Below are 17,121 nucleotides of genomic sequence, written 5' to 3'. Positions count from 1 at the left end.
ACCGCCACTATCGCGCGCAAGGACCCCGAGTCATGGACAAGACGCTCTGCCAGTATCACCCCGCCCAGCCCGCGACCTGGCACTGCGTGCCATGCCAGCGCCATTTCGGCGACTGCTGCATCCCGCTAAACGCCGATGCCCCCGATGACAGCCCGAACTGCCCGCTGTGCCGCACCCAGCTGACCTTCCTCGGCGCCGCCAACACCGCGCAACCCTTCTGGGAACGGCTGCCGCAGTTCTTCGCCTACGGCCTGCAGTCCAGCCCGCTCGCCTTCAGCGCCCTGCTGGCCCTTGCCGGCCTGTTCATGCCGCGCTCGCTGATCCTCTGGATCGCCCTGCTAAGCGTCGCCACCAAGTACTTCCACAGCGTGATCGAGGCCTGCAGCGAGGGCCAGCGCGAGGCGCCGAGCCTGGTCAGCGCCTTTGCCGGCGAGGGCTTCTCCCTGTTCATCAAGCAGATGCTGGTGTTCCTGCTCGCCTTGGGCGCGCTCTGGCTGGCGGCCGACTTCAATAGCGAAGTCATCTTCTGGTTGGTAAACATCGCCATCGTCCTGCTGCTGCCTGCCAGCATCATCCGCTTGGCCCTGAGCAAGGAACTGGGCGCGGCCCTGAGCCCCGACCAGGTGGGCGAGGTGATCAAGGCCATGGGCTGGCGCTACCTGATTCTCTGCGCCTTTCTCTTCATCCTCTGGCAGTCCCCCGGTTACGTTGCCTGGATGCTCTCCAGCGGCCTGCCCAAAGTGGTGCTGATGCCGGTGGCGACCTTCCTCTTCGGTTACTTCGGCGTGGTCATGTGCAGCATGATGGGCTACGCCGTGTTCCAGTACCAAGGTGCCCTGGGTTTCGCCGTTGCCGAGGAGGGCGCCCAGCAGGGCCTGCCCGAAACGGAGTGGCGTAGCCGTCGGGCCCTGGCCGAGGCCGAGGTACGCCTGAAGGAAGGGCAGAGCGATGGCGCGCTGGAAACTCTCGGCAACGCACTGCAGCGCGATCCTGACGACCTGCGCCTGAACGAGCGCTTCCACCAGTTGCTCTTTGGCCTCGGTGTCCGCGAGCGCTGCCTGCGACATCTGGAGCACTACCTGCCGCTGGCCGCCCGGCAGAACCCGGCCCTGGCCGCGACCGCACTGCTCAATGCGCGCCAGTTCAAATCAGACTTCCTGCCCACCGACGCGCTGGTTTGCGAACTGGTGGCCGCGGCCCTGCTGGACCGCCACAAGGTGCGCGAAGGGTTGAGCCTGCTGCGCAATCTGCACCAGCGTTTCCCCGACTATCCCCACATCCCTCGCGCCTACCTGCTGGCCGCCCGTGGATTCGCCGAAGGCCTGGGCCAGCTGGAGCCCGCGCAGAAGTTGCTGGCCTTTGTCCGCACCCGCTATCCGGCGTCGCCATTGCTGGATCAGGTCAGCGCTCTCGAGGGTACCCTCGCCAGGCTGAATGACGTCGGTCGTTGAGCCGGTTTCGTCGTGCAGTCTGCATGCCTGCCCTGGGGCGAACTTGCAGACTGCACGCAGGCGGCTTTGTCGACTGCCTCTCATGTCGTTGATTTCATTGCCTTAGTTGCTCGGCAAAAAGCTGGCACAGGCCTTGCGATATTCTGCCTGACCCTGCAGTCAGGAGCCTGCTGCAGATGTTCTGGAGAGAAGAGGAGATCTACCTCATGAAACAGTCTTTCACTAAGTGGACCTTTGCCGCTGTCACTGCCGCCGCCCTGAGCCTGCCGTTCGCTACCGGCGTCTATGCAGAGACCAGCGGACAAACCATGCTGGCAGCCAGCGACACCGTTCAGAAGGCCGAAGAGGCTGTTTCTGATACCTGGATCACCAGCAAGGTCAAATCCAGCTTCCTGGCTGACAAGAACCTCAACGGCATGGATATCAAGGTGGAGACCAAAAAAGGCGTGGTCGCCCTGTCCGGCATGGTGAAAACCGATGCCGAGCGTGAGCTTGCCATCGACACCGCCAAGAACATCAAGGGTGTCACTGCCGTTTCCGCCGATGCCCTGAAATCTGCCGAGTAACCCCCTGAGCGGCCGGTTCGTCCACTGCCAGGCGACCGGCCGCCGCGAGAAGAGCACCCGATGAATACCGATATCATCCAAGGCGAATGGAAGCAGCTCAGCGGTTGCATCAAGGAAAAATGGGGCGACCTGACCGATGACGATATCGACGTGGCCGAAGGTCATAGCGAGTACCTGGTCGGTAAGCTGCAGGAGCGCTATGGCTGGAGCAAGGATCGGGCGGAGAAGGAAGTTCGCGACTTCAGGAGCCGGCTTTGACGCCGGCCGATGGCAAAGGCCCCGCAATCGCGGGGCTTCTTCGTTTCAGCGCGCCAGGTGCTGCTGGTAGAGCGCCAACTGGCGGGTCTGCTCGGCGTCGGGGAAGGTCCGGCGCAGGTACTGGCTGAGCTCACCCACGCCGCGTAGATCCTGGCGCTGGCCCAGTAGCTTGGCCAGCTGCAGCGTCAGCCCGGGCAACTGGGCCGGAGCCGGGTTCGCCTGGCTGAGGCGGCGCCAGGGCGCCAGGGCGCGGCTGCTCTCGCCGGCCTTGAGCAGGCGTTGCAGCAGGTGTAACAGAACCGCTGGGTGTTGCAGCAGGCGTTGCCGGGGGTCGGCCACGTCATCGGCCAGCTTCTGCAGCAAGGGCAGGGCGGCCGGCTGTTCCGCAAGGTTGAACAACTGTTTCAGCACCGCACCCAGCAGGGCTTTGTCCTGACGGCTCTTGGCCAGCGGATAGAGTCGCTCCAGCAGGGCCAGCCGGCCGGGATAGCGTTGCAGCAGGTCCAGCCCACGGGGTGCGGCCAGGTCGAGGGCGAAGCGGCCGATCAGTTGGTCGAGGGCGGCCAGTTCGCGCTTGAACGGGGCGTCCGGGTCCTCCTTGTTCAGGTAGGCTTCGTCCACTTTGATGAAGCCCGTCCAGCGCAGCAGCCACGTGGCGAGGAAGCCGAAGGCCAGGCCGCCGAGGTGGGCGTAGTAGTTCACGTGGTCGTTGGCCAGCAGTACGCCGTACAGCTCCTTGCCGAGCCAGGCGGGGAATATCCACAGGGCTGGCGCCTTGAAGTAGCCGATCAGCGGGCCGAGCCAGTAGAAGAACTTGATCTTGCGCAGGCCATAGACGCCGATGGTCATGCCCATCAGCCCCGAGACCGCGCCCGAGGCGCCGATACCCGCCACCCAGACCGGGTCAAGGGCCCACCAGAGCAGGTGCGAGGCCAGGCCGCTCGCAAGATAGAGACCGAGGTAGACCCAGCGGCCCAGCGCCGCTTCCAGGGCGAAGCCGCAAATGAACAGGAAGATCATGTTGCCCAGCAGGTGGTCGAAGCTGCCATGCAGGAACATGGCGCCGAACAGCCCCGGGACACTGAACTTGTTGGGGATGAAGCCGAAGCGCTGGCTGCTGATCCGGTCCCGCGCCGCCTCCGTATTCTGGCGCGCCTGCTGCCAGGCGGAATCGGCCTGGTAGGCCGGCGAGCGGTGCAGGCGTTCCTCGAATTCCAGGTCACGCAGGATGATCGCCGCCAGATCCTGGCGGCGCATGGCGTCGACGGTACGGCGCTGGTCGGCGTCGAATTTCTCGCGCTCCACCAGGTGGTCGATGAACTGGGCGCGCTCGCGATTGAGCAGGCCGCCGTCCAGATAGAGTCTCTGGGCTTCTTCGGCCCGCTGCTGGTCGCCGCTCTGGTAACCGATGTAGATCAGAGTGTTGAGCAGGATCAGCAACAGGGTGATGACTGGCGGCCGCCGCCAGTCCAGTGGCTGCTCGGCGGGGAGGATGATCATGGCGTGCCGCTCAGTTGCGCTGGCTGTCCACGTTGCTCAGCCGGCAGCTGCTGGTTTCCGAGTAGCCGATGAAACTGCGCGAGGCCGGCTCGCCGCACATGTGCAGCACCTCGACGCTATGGTCTCCCAGGCTGACCAGATTGCTCTCGCAGGCGCCAGCCACGGGGGCCAGGAGGAGGGTGGCTGCGAAAAGGCAGGCGAGGGCTTTCATGGGGTTGGCATCCTGTCCAAAGGTCGAGTGGAAGGTAATGAGCCTAGCATTCCGCCCGAGCGGCTGTCAGTTGCCGCGCTTGCTCTCGATCTTGCGCAGGCGATTGCCTTCGAAACGGAGGAACTGGTACATGCCGTTGCGCGGGCCGTAGATCCATTCCTCGACCAGCACTTCATTGCGTTGGTGATACTGGTCGACCACCTCCCGGTAGCCGAGATCATTTCGGCTGACCGGTTCGCCGCACTTGGCGAGCACCTCGTTGGCGGTGTCGTCGAGGCTGACCAGGTTGCTGTTGCAACGCAGGGTCGAAGTGGCCTGCGCGGTGCCCAGCGCGAGCAGCAGGGACAGGCCGAAGAGGACGCGAAGTTTCACGGGGCTATCCGGGTGACGGTCGGTCCTACAGCCTACACCCGGGGCCCCTGACGCGTCAGCGGTTGCGCCGGGTTTCGATGCGCACCAGGCGGTTGCCCTCGAAGGTGAGGATGCTGAGCATGCCGTTGTTGGGGCCGTAGACCCATTCCTCGGCCGTGAACTCGCGCCGGTCGTAGGAGCCCAGGGTGTAGCCGACCAGGTCGCGATGCACCGGCTCGCCGCATTTCTGCAGGACTTCGAAGGTGCGGTCGCCGAGGCTGACCAGCTTGCTGCCGCAGCGCATGGTGTCGGCCCCGGCCGGGGTGGCCAGGGCGAGCGCCAGCAGGGCTGACGGCATCATGCGCATGGGAACTCCTACTCGCTGTCGAGGTGCAGCGGGGTGATCACCTCACCGGCCTGGTTGGGGTCGACCAGGCTGACGTCCAGCAGGAAAATGCGTTCGTCGGCGAGGCCTCCGCGCTCCACCAGGTAGTCCTTGATGCTGGCAGCGCGGGACTGGCCCAGCTGGCGCAGCAGCAGGTCGCTCTGTGCCCAGGAGGCCAACACTGCCTCCCGTAGCTTGGCGGCGCGCGGTTCGCTCTCCAGCTCGGCCCAATCGGCCGGGGGTTGCTGCTTCAGGCGAGTGCGGTAGATGCCTTCCAGCATAGGCCCTTTCTCGTCGTCCGGAACCTCCATCTGGCTGGCCTCTGCCGGCACCTTGTCGCCCCGGCGCTGGGCGATCTTGTAGTAGGTGCTCTGGTATTCGCGCTCCAGGCGCTGCTCGGCGAGCAGTGGGCCGTCGGCGGCCTTGGCGCTGGCGCCTTCCACTTCCAGGCGCAGGGCCGGACGCTGCTTGAGGGCTTCGGCCAGGGTGTCCAGGGACTTCTGCGCCTCCGCATCCAGGTCACTGCTACCGGCCTTGAAGGGGACCTGGCCGAGGTCTTCGCTGCTGCCGCCCACCAGGCCGGCGACGAAGTTGAAGGGCGCCTGCACCGCGCGCAAAACCAGGTTGCGCAGGGTCTGCCAGACAATGGGGGCGACGCTGAACTGCGGGTCGTTGAGGTTGCCGGCCACTGGCAGCTGGATGTCGATCTTGCCCTCGGTGTCCTTGAGCAGGGCGACCGCCAGCCGCACCGGCAGGTCCACGGCATTGGGGCTGGAAACCTGCTCGCCAAGCTGCAACTGCTCCAGCACCAGGTGGTTCTCCGCCTTCAGTTGGCCCTTCTCGATCTGGTAGTGCAGGTCCAGGTTCAGTCGGCCCTTGCGGATGCGGTAACCGGCGAACTTGCCGGAGTAGGGGGTCAGGGTGGTCAGCTCGACGCGCTTGAAGCTGGTGGCGATATCCAGGCTGTCCAGGGGGTCGAAGGGGTTCAGGCTGCCCTTGATGGTCACTGGCGCGTAACGGTCGACCTTGCCGTTCACCGCCACCTTGGCCGGCTTGGGATTGCGGTTGTCCAGGGTGCCGATCTCGCCATTGAGCTGCTGGATGGCGGTGGCGAAGTTCGGCGTCAGGCTGAAGTCGGCGAAATTCGCCGAGCCGTCCTTGATCTCGATGCCGCCGATGCGGATGCCCAGCGGCTTGCTGGCCGGCTCGGGCTTGGCGGCGGATTGGGCATTGGCAGCGGGTTGCGCGTTGGCATCGGCCGGTTGCTTGATCACCAGGTCGCTGGCGTTGGTCGTCAGGTCTTCGTTGATGATGAAGCGCGCATAGGGTTGGCTCAGGCTCACCTTGTCGATGTTCAGGCTGTCGCCGTGCTGGTAGTTGAGGCCTTCCACCAGCAACTGCTGCCATTTGACGAAGTCGCGCTCCTTGAGGGTATCCAGGGTGTGCATCTGATTGACCAGGGCGCGCCCGGTGACGCCCAGGGCAAGGGGCTCGGTGCTTTTCAGCTCGACGTCGAGGTCGCTGTCGAGCAGGCCGCTGCGCAGCTCCAGGCGCACGAAGGGGCTGAGGTAGGCCTGGGCCACACGCAGGTCGATGTCGCGGGTCTGCACCTGCAGTTTGGCGGTGGTGGGCTTGAGTTGGACCTGGCCCACTGCCTGCAGCTTGCCCTGATTGCCGAGGCCGGTGTCGACACTGAGGTTGAATGGCGAATCGCCCCGGCTGTCGAAGTCCTTGAGATCCAGGTTCAGCGGGCCCAGCTCCAGTTGCACCGGCTCCTTGGGCACTCGGTCGGCCAGGTGGACCTTGTAGCTACGTAGTTGGGCCTCACGCAGCCGCACCACCCAGGGCTTGGCGGGCTCGGCCTTGGCGTCGGCCGGCGCGGCGGCGGGCTTCTCTTCGGCCTTGGCCGCCGGTTTGGCCTCGCTGGCGAAGAGCTTCTGCCAGTCCAGCTGACCGTCGGCTTCGCGGGCGGCCCAGGTTTCCAGGTTCTGGCTGTGGATCTTGCCGACCACCACTTGCTGCTTCACCAGATCCAGGGAGCTGTCGCTGATTTCCAGCAGATCGAGATTGACCAGTGGGCGCTTGTCCGGCGCCTTGATGGCGAAGGGGGCGACCTTGATCCAGATCTTGTCCAGGTTGAGCTGGGTGCCCTTGGCCAGGCTCAGCTTGTAGTCGGTGGACAGGCTCACCACACCTTTCTCCAGCACCAGGGGCACGGCATCCCGGACGTAGGGCCAGATGCCCTTCAATTGGCCGTCGGTGAGCTTCAGTTTGCCGCTGGAGCTGATCGGCACCAGGCTGATCTGGCCTTCCCAGTCGATGCGCCCGCCGTAGGGGCCCGTGGCCACCAGGGACATCTCGGCATGGTCATCGGGCAGGGTGCTGAGGTTGTGCAGTTCCAGGTTGAGGGAGTCGTAGACGAACTCGATGGGTTCGCTGGGGCGCAGGTCCCGGAAGTGCAGGCCGCCCTCGATCAGCTCGATGCGATCGATGCGCAGGGGAAAGGGCTCGCCAGCCGGCTCTTCCGGCTTGGACTCGCTGGGCGGGAGCTTGAACAGCTGGGTCAGGTTGAGCTTGCCGTCCTTGGCGAACAGCACCTCGGTGGTCGACTTGTCCAACTCGACGTCCGCCAGGTGCAGGGCGCCGGACCAGAGGCTGTCCACCTGCAGGTTGGCATAGAGCCGCTCGAAGCCGGCCTGCTCGGACTTGTCGTCGCCAATGTGCAGGCCCCAGAGGGTCAGCTCCAGGCTGAAGGGGTTCAGCTGGATACGCTCCAGATGCGCGGGCACTGTGGCGTACTGGGCCAGCTGCTGGTTGGCCACCCGCAGGGCTATCCCCGGGATGATCAGAAAGCCAAGCAGGCTGTAGAGCGCGAAGACGATCAGCAGGGCGCAGGCGGCCCGTTTCAATCCTTTGTACATGAGGCGTCAACTATCCCGGCAAAGATGCGTTGGATTATGGCACGGCCTCAGGGTTCCGACTGATGGTTGGCTCGCGTTGTCGGGAGCGCCTCAGAGCTGCAGGACCAGGGTCTTCAGCGGCGGACGCGCGTCAATGGACGGGAAGTCGCCGGCGGGAGGCAACTGCTGACAGTCGCGCACCGGCCGGCCCAGCTTGCTCGCGCAACGCAGTACCTGTTCGCGCCAGTCGTCCATGTCGACCTTGGCCAGGTTGTTGTTGCAGACCAAGGTGCCGCCTTCGGCCGTGGCCAGCAGGGCGGGCTTGAGCAGGCTCTGATAGTCGCGCAGGAGGTCCACTGTGCCGAAGGCGCTCTTGGCCCAGGCGGGCGGGTCGAGGAACACCAGGTCGAACTGGCGCTGCTCGAGGCGCGTGTAGCTGGGCAGGCGCTGGCCGTGACGGCGGGCGATGGGCAGGCCGGCGAGCTGGCGGATGGCCGGGAAATAGTCGGACTGCACGAAGCGCATCGGCGCCAGCTCTGGGTTCAGCGCAGCGTTTTCGCGGCCCACCGCCAGGTTGCCCTCGGCGAAGTCGAGGTTCCATACCTCCGCAGCCCCGCCTGCTGCCGCGCAGAGGCCGATACCGCAGGTGTAGGCGAAGAGATTGAGCACCGACTTGCCGGCGCTGTTCTCCTTCACCCAGCCGCGGGTATTGCGCAGGTCGAGGAACAGCAGCGGGTCCTGGCCGGAATGGCGACCGCGTACCCGGTAGTTGAGCCCCCACTCGTGGCCGACCAAGTCTTCCAGCGCGGCGGCTTCGGCCTGGTAGACCGGATCGCGGCGATCGATGCGGGAATTGCCCTGGGAACGGTCGTTGTAGACCAGCAGCAACTTCTCGCCAAGGTGTTCATCGATGGCGGCGGCCAGCGCCAACAGCGACTCGCGCTCCAGCGGCTGGTGGAAACTCTGTACGAGCAACTGCGGGCCGTAGCGATCCGCCGTCAGGCCGGGTGCGCCTTCCTGGCTGCCATGGAACAGCCGGTAGCAATCGGTGCCCTGGGCATGCAGTTCGGCCAGCAGCGTCTGGCGGGAATCGAGGGCGGCGCGCAGCGCCTGGAGGAGAGCAGGGGACATGCGCGGCGTCTCATAGAAGGGGCGCGCAGTTTAGCAAAGGGGGCCGCGCAGAAGTGAGCGCCTGGGCGCCGCGGGGTGGAAACCGCGGCGGGATGCCACCACCACAGGAACGACCCCGCGTTTCGGGTCAATTCCGTAGGGGGACAGAAGAGCGCTGTCCACCCTGCGGACGCGGGTCCGACCGATCAGCGTTCGATGGCCAGGGCTACGCCCTGGCCACCGCCGATGCACAGGGTCGCCAGGCCCTTCTTTGCATCGCGCTTGATCATCTCGTGCAGCAGGGTCACCAGCACGCGGCAGCCGGAGGCGCCGATGGGGTGGCCAAGGGCGATGGCGCCGCCATTGACGTTGACCTTGCTCGCATCCCAACCCAGCTCCTTGCCCACCGACAGCGACTGCGCGGCGAAGGCTTCGTTGGCTTCGATCAGGTCCAGGTCGGCCAGGTTCCAGCCGGCTTTCTCCAGGCAGCGGCGGGTGGCCGAGACCGGGCCGATGCCCATGATCGCCGGGTCGACGCCAGCGTTGGCGTAGCCGGCGATCCGCGCCAACACCGGCAGGCCCAGGGCTTCGGCCTTGGCTGCGCTCATCAGCACCACGGCTGCGGCGCCGTCGTTGAGGCTGGAGGCGTTGCCGGCGGTGACGCTGCCGTCCTTCTTGAAGGCCGGCTTCAACTTGGCCAGGGACTCGGCGGTGGTGCCGGCGCGCGGACCTTCGTCGGTGTCGAAGGCGACGGGGTCACCCTTGCGCTGCGAAATCAGGATCGGGGTGATCTCATCCTTGAAGCGCCCGCCCTCGATGGCGGCGCAGGCCTTCTGCTGCGAGGCGGCGGCGAAGGCGTCCTGGGCCTCGCGGCTGATGCCGTACTTCTCCACCAGGTTCTCGGCGGTGATGCCCATGTGATAGTCGTTGAAGGCATCCCACAGGCCATCCTGGATCATGCTGTCGACCAGCTTGGCGTGGCCCATGCGCAGGCCGGTGCGCGCGGCGGGCATGACGTAGGGGGCCAGGCTCATGTTCTCCTGGCCACCGGCGATGATCACTTCGGCATCACCGCAACGGATCGCCTGGGTCGCCAGGTGCAGGGCCTTGAGGCCGGAGCCGCAGACCTTGTTCAGGGTCATGGCCGGCACCGCATGGGGCAGGCCAGCGAGGACGGCGGCCTGGCGTGCCGGGTTCTGCCCGGAGCCTGCGGTGAGCACCTGGCCGAGGATGACTTCGTCCACCTCGGCGCCGTCGAGGCCGGTTTGCGCCAGCAGTTGGCGGATCACCGCGGCGCCCAGTTCCGGGGCGGGAATGTTGGCCAGGGCGCCCTGGAAGCTGCCGATGGCGGTGCGGGTGGCGGCGACGATAACGACGTCTTGCATGGATCTGTCCTCACGGCTGCGGATCTGGTCAGGCAGTGACCGAACAAGCCGCAATGGTCGCACAGGGCGGCCGACCCGGCCAGACGCTCAGCGCGGCGGCAGGCCCATGCGCCGGCGCGCACGATGAACGGCCCCATTGCGCATGGCCCAGCGCAGAATCGGGGCGATCCGCCAGACGCCGGCCCGCACCAGCCGGCGCTGCCAGGCGGACTGATGGAGACCGAGCATGGCGCTGGCCCAGTCGGGCAGCAAATCGATGCCGGCTTGCGTCATGAGCAGGCCGAAGGGCTTGGCCGCTACGCTGGGCGCTGGGGCGCCGAAGAGAACTCGCACCACCTCCAGGCTGCGCTCGTCGCAGAGCAGCTGTGGGCGCATGGCCTCCAGGTACTCCGCTATTTCGCGCCGCGATTTCGGCACGTCGCGTGCGCCCAGGCGCTCGGCCACCAGGGCGATCTCGGCGTAGTAGCGGTCCTGGTCCTCGCCGCCGAGATCGGGATTGAGGTAGCGCAGGTGAGCCTTGAGGAAGCTGCTGACTTCGGCCACATGGATCCAGGTCAGCAGGTCGGGATCGCTGGCGGCATAGGGGCGGCCGTCGGGTGCGGTGCCGACCACCTGCAGATGGATGTTGCGCACCTTGTCGATCAGCCAGTCGGCGTCCTTGCGGGTGCCGAATGTGGTGCCGGAGATGAACTGGCCGGTACGACGCAGGCGGCCGAGCATGTCCGTGCGGAAGTTCGAGTGGTCCCAGACGCCGGCCAGGGCCAGGGGATGCAGCATCTGCAGGAGCAGGGCGCTGATGCCGCCGATCATCATCGAGGTGAAGTCGCCGTGGACCCTCCAGGTGACCGAGTCCGGTCCGAACAGGCCGGGATCGCCCTTGGGGTTCTCGAAATCGAGCTGGCCAAGGGCAAGGCCGGTGAGCCCGATGATCTGGGTTTCTATACGGCGGCGAATGAATTCCATGGGACAGGCGCTTCCAAGCGAAAGGCGCCAGCCCCGGGAAGACCGGGGGCTGGCACCATGGTGGGGCTTACTGGTTGAGGCGTTTATCGATCAGGTTCTGCACTACCGAAGGGTCGGCCAAGGTCGAGGTATCGCCCAGGTTGTCCAGCTCGTTGCAGGCGATCTTGCGCAGGATCCGCCGCATGATCTTGCCCGAACGGGTCTTGGGCAGGGCCGGGGCCCACTGGATCAGCTCCGGTTTGGCGAAGCTGCCGATCTCCTTGCTGACCAGGGCGAGCAGCTCCTTCTTCAGCTCCTCGGTGGGCTCCAGACCCTTCATCGGCGTGACGAAGGCGTAGATGCCCTGGCCCTTGAGGTCGTGGGGGTAGCCCACAACGGCGGCTTCGGCGACGGCGTCGTGCAGCACCAGGGCGCTTTCCACTTCGGCGGTGCCGATGCGGTGGCCGGAGACGTTGATCACGTCGTCGACGCGGCCGGTGATCCAGTAGTAGCCATCCTCGTCACGGCGCGCACCATCACCGGTGAAGTAGTAACCGGGGTAGGCGGAGAAGTAGGTGTCGATCATCCGTTTGTGGTCGCCGTAGACGCTGCGGATCTGGCTTGGCCAACTGGCCTTGATCGCCAGCACGCCCGAGCCTGGGCCGTCGATTTCCTTGCCCTTTTCGTCCAGCAGCGCCGGCTGTACGCCGAAGAAGGGACGTGTCGCCGAGCCGGGCTTGAGGGAGGTGGCGCCGGGAAGCGGGGTGATGAGGATGCTGCCGGTCTCGGTCTGCCACCAGGTGTCGACGATCGGGCAGCGCTTGTCGCCCACCACGTTGTAGTACCACTCCCAGGCTTCCGGATTGATCGGTTCGCCGACGCTGCCGAGCAGGCGCAGGCTGGTGCGGGAGGTTTTCTTCACCGGGTCCTCACCTTCGCGCATCAGGGCACGGATGGCGGTGGGCGCGGTGTAGAAGATGTTCACCTGGTGCTTGTCGATCACCTGCCAGAAGCGCGAGGCGTCCGGGTAGTTGGGCACGCCTTCGAACATCAGGGTGGTGGCGGCGTTGGCCAAGGGGCCATAGACGATGTAGCTGTGGCCGGTGACCCAGCCCACATCCGCGGTGCACCAGTAGATATCGCCTTCGTGGTAGTCGAAGACGTACTTGTGGGTCATGGCCGCGCCCAGCAGGTAGCCGCCGGTGGTGTGCAGCACGCCCTTGGGTTTGCCGGTGGAGCCGGAGGTGTAGAGGATGAACAGCGGATCCTCGGCATCCACCCACTCCGGCGGGCAGTCTTCGCTGGCGCCGTGCAGGGCCTCGTGGTACCAGATGTCGCGGCCCTCGACCCAGGCGATCTCGCCTTGGGTGCGCTCGACCACCACCACCGAGGATACATTGGGGCAATCCTTCAGCGCCTTGTCGACGTTCTGTTTCAGCGGGACGTACTTGCCGCCGCGCACGCCTTCGTCGGCGGTGATCACGGTGCGGCAGTCGGCGTCGAGTATGCGGTCGCGCAGGGCATCGGGGGAGAAGCCACCGAACACCACCGAGTGCACGGCACCGATGCGCGCGCAGGCGAGCATGGCGTAGGCCGCCTCGGGGATCATCGGCATATAGATGCAGACCCGGTCGCCTTTGTTCACGCCGCGACTTTTCAGCACGTTGGCCAGGCGATTCACATGGCTGTGCAGCTTGCGGTAGGTGATCTGGGCGGATTCGGCGGGGTTGTCGCCTTCCCAGATGATGGCGATCTGGTCGCCGCGCTGTTCCAGATGACGGTCGATGCAGTTGTAGGCGACGTTCAGCTTGCCGCCCTTGAACCACTCGGCCTCGCCCTTCTTCAGGTCGCTGCGGTGCACCTGGTCCCAAGGTTTGAACCAGGTGAGGAAGCTGGTCGCCTGCTCGCCCCAGAACAGCTCTGGCTGCTCGATGGACTGCTGGTACAGGCGCTGGTAGGCATCGTTGTCGATCAGGGCGTGCTTGCGCACGGCATCTGGTACGGGGTGAAGGCTGATCTCGTACATGGCAAGGTCCTTGTTGTTGTTTAGCCGAGATGGCGACAAGGGTGCATCCAAGCCATTGCCCGGTTCAAGGGTTGTCCATGGAGTTTTGAACGCCTGGCCCGCCGGATCGTTCAGTGCCGTCGGTACTCCAGCTGGGCGGCGACGAAGGCCGCGGTGGTAACGCCGTAGCGCTCGGCGATGGCTTCCAGCGCTTCGTCCAGTGCCAGGCCAGGCGGCACGGCCTTGCCTGGAACGGGCTGGAGCCCGGGTTCGGGGGCGTCGGGAAGTAGCTCCAGGCCGTGGCGGGTGAGCAGTGGCGACCACCCCGTTGCCAGCACCTTGGTGCGGAAGCTGCGCGCCCAGGCATCGGCGCGCAGGGCCAGGGCCACTTCGTCCACGCCCGGTTCCACGGGAATGGCCATGGTCTCATGGCGCCAGAAGGCCAGGTAGTTGGCCGCCGCCGTCAGGTAGCCCGCGGGTCCGACGGCGAAAGCCTGGCTGTCGTGGACTGGCGACCAGTCCTTCAGGCCGATCTCCCGTGCCAGGGAGGCAGCTTTGGTCGGCCCGGCCATCGCTTCCACCAGGGCCAGGGACACCGGCAGGGCGGCGCTGACGCCGGAGGTGGTCACCAGATGGTCATCCACGACATAGCGGCTACCTGACTGCCAGCGGGCGTCGGGGAAGTCCGCCTCGCGTTGTTTCCTCGAATACCAGTGGCCGGTGGCCCGGCGACCATTGAGCAGGCCAGCATGGCCCAGGACTAGCACGCCATCGCAGATGCCGACCACTGTGGCCCCCTTGGCCGCCTGGGCGGCGACGAAGCCGGTGAGGGTCGAGTCGTCGCTGTAGTGCACGGCTGGAACGATCAGGTAATCGGCACCCTGTGGATAACGCTGGTCGAATTCGGCGATGGTCGCCTGGGCGCGGACCTTGAGCGCCGGCATCAGCTGCAGCGGGCCTTCACGAGTGGACAGGGCCAGTACCTCGGCCACCCCGGAACGGCCGAGCAGGCCGAAAGGCACCAGGAAATCCACCAGTTCGGTCATGTGGTTTTCGCCGACCACGGCCACCAGGGGCTTGTCCCGTCCGAAACGCGGCTGGTAGGGCTGGAGTTCCTCGGTGGTCTCCGTGGAGGCGGCGTTGGCGCCGGAGACGTGCCCCTGCAGAGAGAAAAGGAGCGTCAGGAGCAGAAGGGATTTGCGCATTGGCGTTCTCCAGTTGCGGACGTCAGCGAGTCTGGCGCGCAGGCGAATGTCAGGAGTGACAGCTATCAGTGAATATCTGCCAATCCAGGTTTCGAGTGCGTCCCCATGGCCGAACCCCATCGCGTAGTGTTGCTGGTCTTTCCCGGTTTCCAGCTGCTGGATGCCACCGGGCCGGCGGAGGTCTTCGCCGCCGTGGGAGAACATCTGCCCAGGGATGCTGGTGCTGCCTACGTTCTCCAGAGTATTTCCGTCGACGGCGGTCTGGTGCGCTCCAGTGCTGGCCTGGAGTTGCAGTCGCAGGCCCTGCCGGAGCCGGCCAGCCTGTCCGACTGTACCCTGCTGGTGGCGGGAGGCTACGGGGTGCAGCAAGCCATGGGGCAGGGCGCCCTGGTCTGTTGGTTGAAGGACGCCGCGCCCCACGTACTGCGTTGCGGCTCGGTCTGCACCGGGGCCTTCCTGCTGGCCCAGGCCGGGCTGCTGGACGGCCGTCCGGTAGTGACCCATTGGCGCTACACCGCGTTGCTGCAGCGGCTGTTTCCACGTCTGCAGGTCATGGAGGACGCGCTCTTCGTCCGTGATGGCAACCTCTACAGTTCGGCCGGGGTGACCGCAGGCATGGACCTCTGCCTCAGCCTGGTGGAAGAGGACCACGGTCGGGCGATATCGCTGCAGGTGGCCAAGGGGCTGGTGATGTACCTGCGTCGCCCCGGTGGGCAGCGGCAGTTCAGCGCCGAGCTGCTGGCCCAGCAGGCGTCCTCAGGCAGCATGCTGGAAATGCTGGCCAATTGGTTGCGCAGTCATCTGCACGAAGCGCTGGGTATTGACGCCATGGCTGCGCACCTGGCGGTTTCGCCGCGCACCCTGCACCGGCATTGCCAGGCGGAGCTGGGCGTGACGCCGGCGAAGCTGTTGTTCCATCTGCGCCTGGAAGAGGCCTGCCGGCTGCTGGAGGCTGGCTCGGCCTCGCTCAAGCGCACGGCGGAGAAGACCGGTTTCGGCAGCGAGTACAACCTGCGACGGGCGTTCGTGCAGGCACTGGGGGTAACACCCAGCGAGTATCGGCAGCGGTTCTGCCGTTAGTGATGTCAACGAGAGAGAGGCCGGATAGGGTGGACCGCGCGTCACCACGCCACCGGCTCTTGGCGCAGATCGGCGATGAGTTCGCCGAACCCGCGTGGAAATCCGCTTCGTGGATTTCCACCCTACACAGCTTCGAGGCTTCGCTCCCGGCTCTTGTGGGGGCGAATTCATTTGCGATGAGCGGGGCTAGCTCAACCGCGGTGCCGCGCGCGGAAGAAGTCGATCAGGCCCTGGGTCGAACCATCCTCGGCCGTGCTTTCCTCCTGGCCGGTCAGGCGCGAATAGACGCCCTTGCCCAGCTCCTTGCCCAGTTCCACGCCCCACTGGTCGAAGGCGTTGATGCCCCAGAGCACGCTCTGCACATAGACCTTGTGCTCGTACATGGCGATCAGCGCGCCCAGGCGGCGCGGGCTGATGCGTTCCATCACCAGGGTGTTGCTCGGGCGGTTGCCCGGCACCACCTTGTGCGGCGCCAGGCGCTGCACCTCGGCCTCCGCCAGGCCCTGGGCGCGCAGTTCGGCCTCGGCTTCGGCGCGGGACTTGCCGAGCATCAGCGCCTGGCTCTGCGACAGGCAGTTGGCGAACAGCCACTGGTGGTGGTCGGCCACCGGGTTGTAGCTGGACACCGGCACGATGAAGTCGGCGGGGATCAGCTGGGTGCCCTGGTGCAGCAACTGGTGGTAGGCGTGCTGGCCGTTGCAGCCGACGCCGCCCCAGATCACCGGGCCGGTGCCGGCGCTGACCGGTGTGCCGTCCTGGCGCACGCTCTTGCCGTTGGACTCCATGTCCAGTTGCTGCAGGTGGTCGGTGAAGTTCCGCAGGTAGTAGTCGTAGGGCAGGATCGCGTGGCTGCGCGCGCCCCAGAAGTCGCCGTACCAGACGCCGAGCAGGCCGAGGATCACCGGGATGTTGCGCTCGAACGGCGTGTCCTGGAAATGCTGGTCCATGCTGTAGGCGCCGGACAGCAGCTCCTTGAAGTTGGAGATGCCGATGGACATGGCGATCGGCAGGCCGATGGCCGACCACAGTGAGTAGCGGCCGCCGACCCAGTCCCACATGGGGAAGATGTTCTCTTCGCGGATGCCGAAGGCCACCGCCGCTTCGCGGTTCGAGGAGACGGCGATGAAGTGGCGGTACAGCTCTTCCTCGCTGCCGCCCTGGGCCAGGTACCAGGCGCGCGCGGCCTGGGCGTTCTTCAGGGTTTCCAGGGTGCCGAAGGACTTGCTGGAGACGATGAACAGGGTGGTCTCGGCATTCAGCCGGCAGGCCAGCTCGCGGAACTCGCTGCCGTCGATATTGGCCAGGTAGTGGCAGCGCACGCCCTTCTGGGCGAACGGCAGCAGGGCTTCGGAAACCAGCTGCGGGCCGAGGAAGGAGCCGCCGATGCCGATATTGACCACGTCGGTGATCGGCCGCTCGGTGTAGCCGCGCCACAGACCGTTGTGCACATGGCCCACCAGCTCGGTCATCCGGTGCAGCACACGGTGCACCTCGGGCATCACGTCGACGCCTTCGACCTGGACCTTGTCGCCGATCGGCCGGCGCAGGGCGGTGTGCAGCACCGGGCGGCGCTCGGACGTGTTGATCACCTCGCCGCGGAACATCGCCTTGATGGCATCGTCCAGCCGCGCTTCCTCGGCCAGCCTGACCAACAGGGCCAGGCTGTCGGCGCGGATCAGGTTCTTCGAGAAGTCCAGCAGCAGGCCGCAGGCGTTGAGGCTGAAGTGCTGGAAGCGCTCGGGGTCGTCGGCGAAGGCCTGGCGCAGGCTGAA

General features: G+C 66.0%; 15 protein-coding genes. 4 read left to right on the top strand and 11 right to left on the bottom strand.

Annotation, left to right across the window (positions count from 1 at the left end):
• Positions 1 to 32: 32 nt before the first annotated feature.
• The 3 genes from E8F12_RS24130 (at position 33) to E8F12_RS24120 (ending at position 2,275) form a co-directional block, all read left to right on the top strand.
• Positions 33 to 1,451, top strand: a complete 1,419-nt coding sequence (locus E8F12_RS24130; protein WP_280327723.1) for a hypothetical protein — start codon at positions 33 to 35, stop codon at positions 1,449 to 1,451.
• Between the two features lie 206 nt (positions 1,452 to 1,657).
• Positions 1,658 to 2,017, top strand: a complete 360-nt coding sequence (locus E8F12_RS24125) for a BON domain-containing protein (RefSeq protein WP_280328093.1) — start codon at positions 1,658 to 1,660, stop codon at positions 2,015 to 2,017.
• A gap of 60 nt (positions 2,018 to 2,077) precedes the next feature.
• Positions 2,078 to 2,275 (top strand): CsbD family protein, encoded by a 198-nt coding sequence (locus E8F12_RS24120; protein WP_280327722.1) that lies wholly within the window; start codon positions 2,078 to 2,080, stop codon positions 2,273 to 2,275.
• Between the two features lie 45 nt (positions 2,276 to 2,320).
• Here the strand turns inward: E8F12_RS24120 and E8F12_RS24115 are convergent, their stop codons facing one another.
• The 10 genes from E8F12_RS24115 to E8F12_RS24070 form a co-directional block, all read right to left on the bottom strand.
• The gene (locus tag E8F12_RS24115; protein ID WP_280327721.1) at positions 2,321 to 3,775 is read right to left on the bottom strand and encodes a rhomboid family intramembrane serine protease; all 1,455 of its coding nucleotides are present in this window, start codon (positions 3,773 to 3,775) and stop codon (positions 2,321 to 2,323) included.
• Between the two features lie 10 nt (positions 3,776 to 3,785).
• The gene (locus E8F12_RS24110) at positions 3,786 to 3,986 is read right to left on the bottom strand and encodes a DUF2845 domain-containing protein (RefSeq protein WP_280327720.1); all 201 of its coding nucleotides are present in this window, start codon (positions 3,984 to 3,986) and stop codon (positions 3,786 to 3,788) included.
• Positions 3,987 to 4,052: 66 nt separating this feature from the next.
• Complete coding sequence (locus E8F12_RS24105; protein ID WP_280327719.1) at positions 4,053 to 4,358, bottom strand: DUF2845 domain-containing protein; 306 nt, start codon at positions 4,356 to 4,358, stop codon at positions 4,053 to 4,055.
• Between the two features lie 55 nt (positions 4,359 to 4,413).
• Complete coding sequence (locus tag E8F12_RS24100; protein ID WP_280327718.1) at positions 4,414 to 4,704, bottom strand: DUF2845 domain-containing protein; 291 nt, start codon at positions 4,702 to 4,704, stop codon at positions 4,414 to 4,416.
• 8 nt (positions 4,705 to 4,712) lie between these two features.
• Positions 4,713 to 7,643, bottom strand: coding sequence for a DUF748 domain-containing protein (locus tag E8F12_RS24095; RefSeq protein ID WP_280327717.1), 2,931 nt, complete (start codon positions 7,641 to 7,643; stop codon positions 4,713 to 4,715).
• Between the two features lie 90 nt (positions 7,644 to 7,733).
• Entirely contained in the window at positions 7,734 to 8,753 is a 1,020-nt protein-coding gene (locus tag E8F12_RS24090; RefSeq protein ID WP_280327716.1) for a class I SAM-dependent methyltransferase, read from the bottom strand.
• 185 nt (positions 8,754 to 8,938) lie between these two features.
• Positions 8,939 to 10,117: an acetyl-CoA C-acetyltransferase gene (locus tag E8F12_RS24085; RefSeq protein WP_280327715.1), complete on the bottom strand. Its 1,179-nt coding sequence runs from the start codon at positions 10,115 to 10,117 to the stop codon at positions 8,939 to 8,941.
• Between the two features lie 87 nt (positions 10,118 to 10,204).
• Entirely contained in the window at positions 10,205 to 11,080 is an 876-nt protein-coding gene (locus tag E8F12_RS24080; protein WP_280327714.1) for an oxygenase MpaB family protein, read from the bottom strand.
• A gap of 67 nt (positions 11,081 to 11,147) precedes the next feature.
• Entirely contained in the window at positions 11,148 to 13,085 is a 1,938-nt protein-coding gene (gene acs, locus E8F12_RS24075; protein WP_280327713.1) for an acetate--CoA ligase, read from the bottom strand.
• 110 nt (positions 13,086 to 13,195) lie between these two features.
• Positions 13,196 to 14,269 carry a DJ-1/PfpI family protein gene (locus E8F12_RS24070; RefSeq protein WP_280327712.1) on the bottom strand — a complete coding sequence of 358 codons (1,074 nt, stop codon included), beginning with the start codon at positions 14,267 to 14,269 and terminating at the stop codon, positions 13,196 to 13,198.
• A 105-nt stretch (positions 14,270 to 14,374) separates the two neighbouring features.
• On the opposite strand from E8F12_RS24070, the gene E8F12_RS24065 reads away from it, so the two are divergent.
• Positions 14,375 to 15,349, top strand: coding sequence for a GlxA family transcriptional regulator (locus E8F12_RS24065; protein WP_280327711.1), 975 nt, complete (start codon positions 14,375 to 14,377; stop codon positions 15,347 to 15,349).
• A gap of 191 nt (positions 15,350 to 15,540) precedes the next feature.
• On the opposite strand, the gene pgi is transcribed toward E8F12_RS24065, so the two are convergent.
• Positions 15,541 to 17,121 (bottom strand): glucose-6-phosphate isomerase (gene pgi / locus E8F12_RS24060; RefSeq protein WP_280327710.1); only part of this gene is annotated, 1,581 nt, incomplete at its 5' end.

The sequence above is a fragment of the Pseudomonas sp. BN102 genome (assembly GCF_029871245.1).
Taxonomy (GTDB): Bacteria; Pseudomonadota; Gammaproteobacteria; order Pseudomonadales; family Pseudomonadaceae; genus Metapseudomonas.
This window is presented reverse-complemented; position numbering and strand designations above follow the sequence as displayed.

Excerpts from the sequence above, each read along its gene's own strand:
- E8F12_RS24130 (WP_280327723.1), top strand. The coding sequence starts at position 33 with ATGGACAAGACGCTCTGCCAGTATCACCCCGCCCAGCCCGCGACCTGG.
- E8F12_RS24125 (WP_280328093.1), top strand. The coding sequence starts at position 1,658 with ATGAAACAGTCTTTCACTAAGTGGACCTTTGCCGCTGTCACTGCCGCC.
- E8F12_RS24120 (WP_280327722.1), top strand. The coding sequence starts at position 2,078 with ATGAATACCGATATCATCCAAGGCGAATGGAAGCAGCTCAGCGGTTGC.
- E8F12_RS24115 (WP_280327721.1), bottom strand. The coding sequence starts at position 3,775 with ATGATCATCCTCCCCGCCGAGCAGCCACTGGACTGGCGGCGGCCGCCA.
- E8F12_RS24110 (WP_280327720.1), bottom strand. The coding sequence starts at position 3,986 with ATGAAAGCCCTCGCCTGCCTTTTCGCAGCCACCCTCCTCCTGGCCCCC.
- E8F12_RS24100 (WP_280327718.1), bottom strand. The coding sequence starts at position 4,704 with ATGCGCATGATGCCGTCAGCCCTGCTGGCGCTCGCCCTGGCCACCCCG.
- E8F12_RS24095 (WP_280327717.1), bottom strand. The coding sequence starts at position 7,643 with ATGTACAAAGGATTGAAACGGGCCGCCTGCGCCCTGCTGATCGTCTTC.
- E8F12_RS24090 (WP_280327716.1), bottom strand. The coding sequence starts at position 8,753 with ATGTCCCCTGCTCTCCTCCAGGCGCTGCGCGCCGCCCTCGATTCCCGC.
- E8F12_RS24085 (WP_280327715.1), bottom strand. The coding sequence starts at position 10,117 with ATGCAAGACGTCGTTATCGTCGCCGCCACCCGCACCGCCATCGGCAGC.
- E8F12_RS24080 (WP_280327714.1), bottom strand. The coding sequence starts at position 11,080 with ATGGAATTCATTCGCCGCCGTATAGAAACCCAGATCATCGGGCTCACC.
- acs (WP_280327713.1), bottom strand. The coding sequence starts at position 13,085 with ATGTACGAGATCAGCCTTCACCCCGTACCAGATGCCGTGCGCAAGCAC.
- E8F12_RS24070 (WP_280327712.1), bottom strand. The coding sequence starts at position 14,269 with ATGCGCAAATCCCTTCTGCTCCTGACGCTCCTTTTCTCTCTGCAGGGG.
- E8F12_RS24065 (WP_280327711.1), top strand. The coding sequence starts at position 14,375 with ATGGCCGAACCCCATCGCGTAGTGTTGCTGGTCTTTCCCGGTTTCCAG.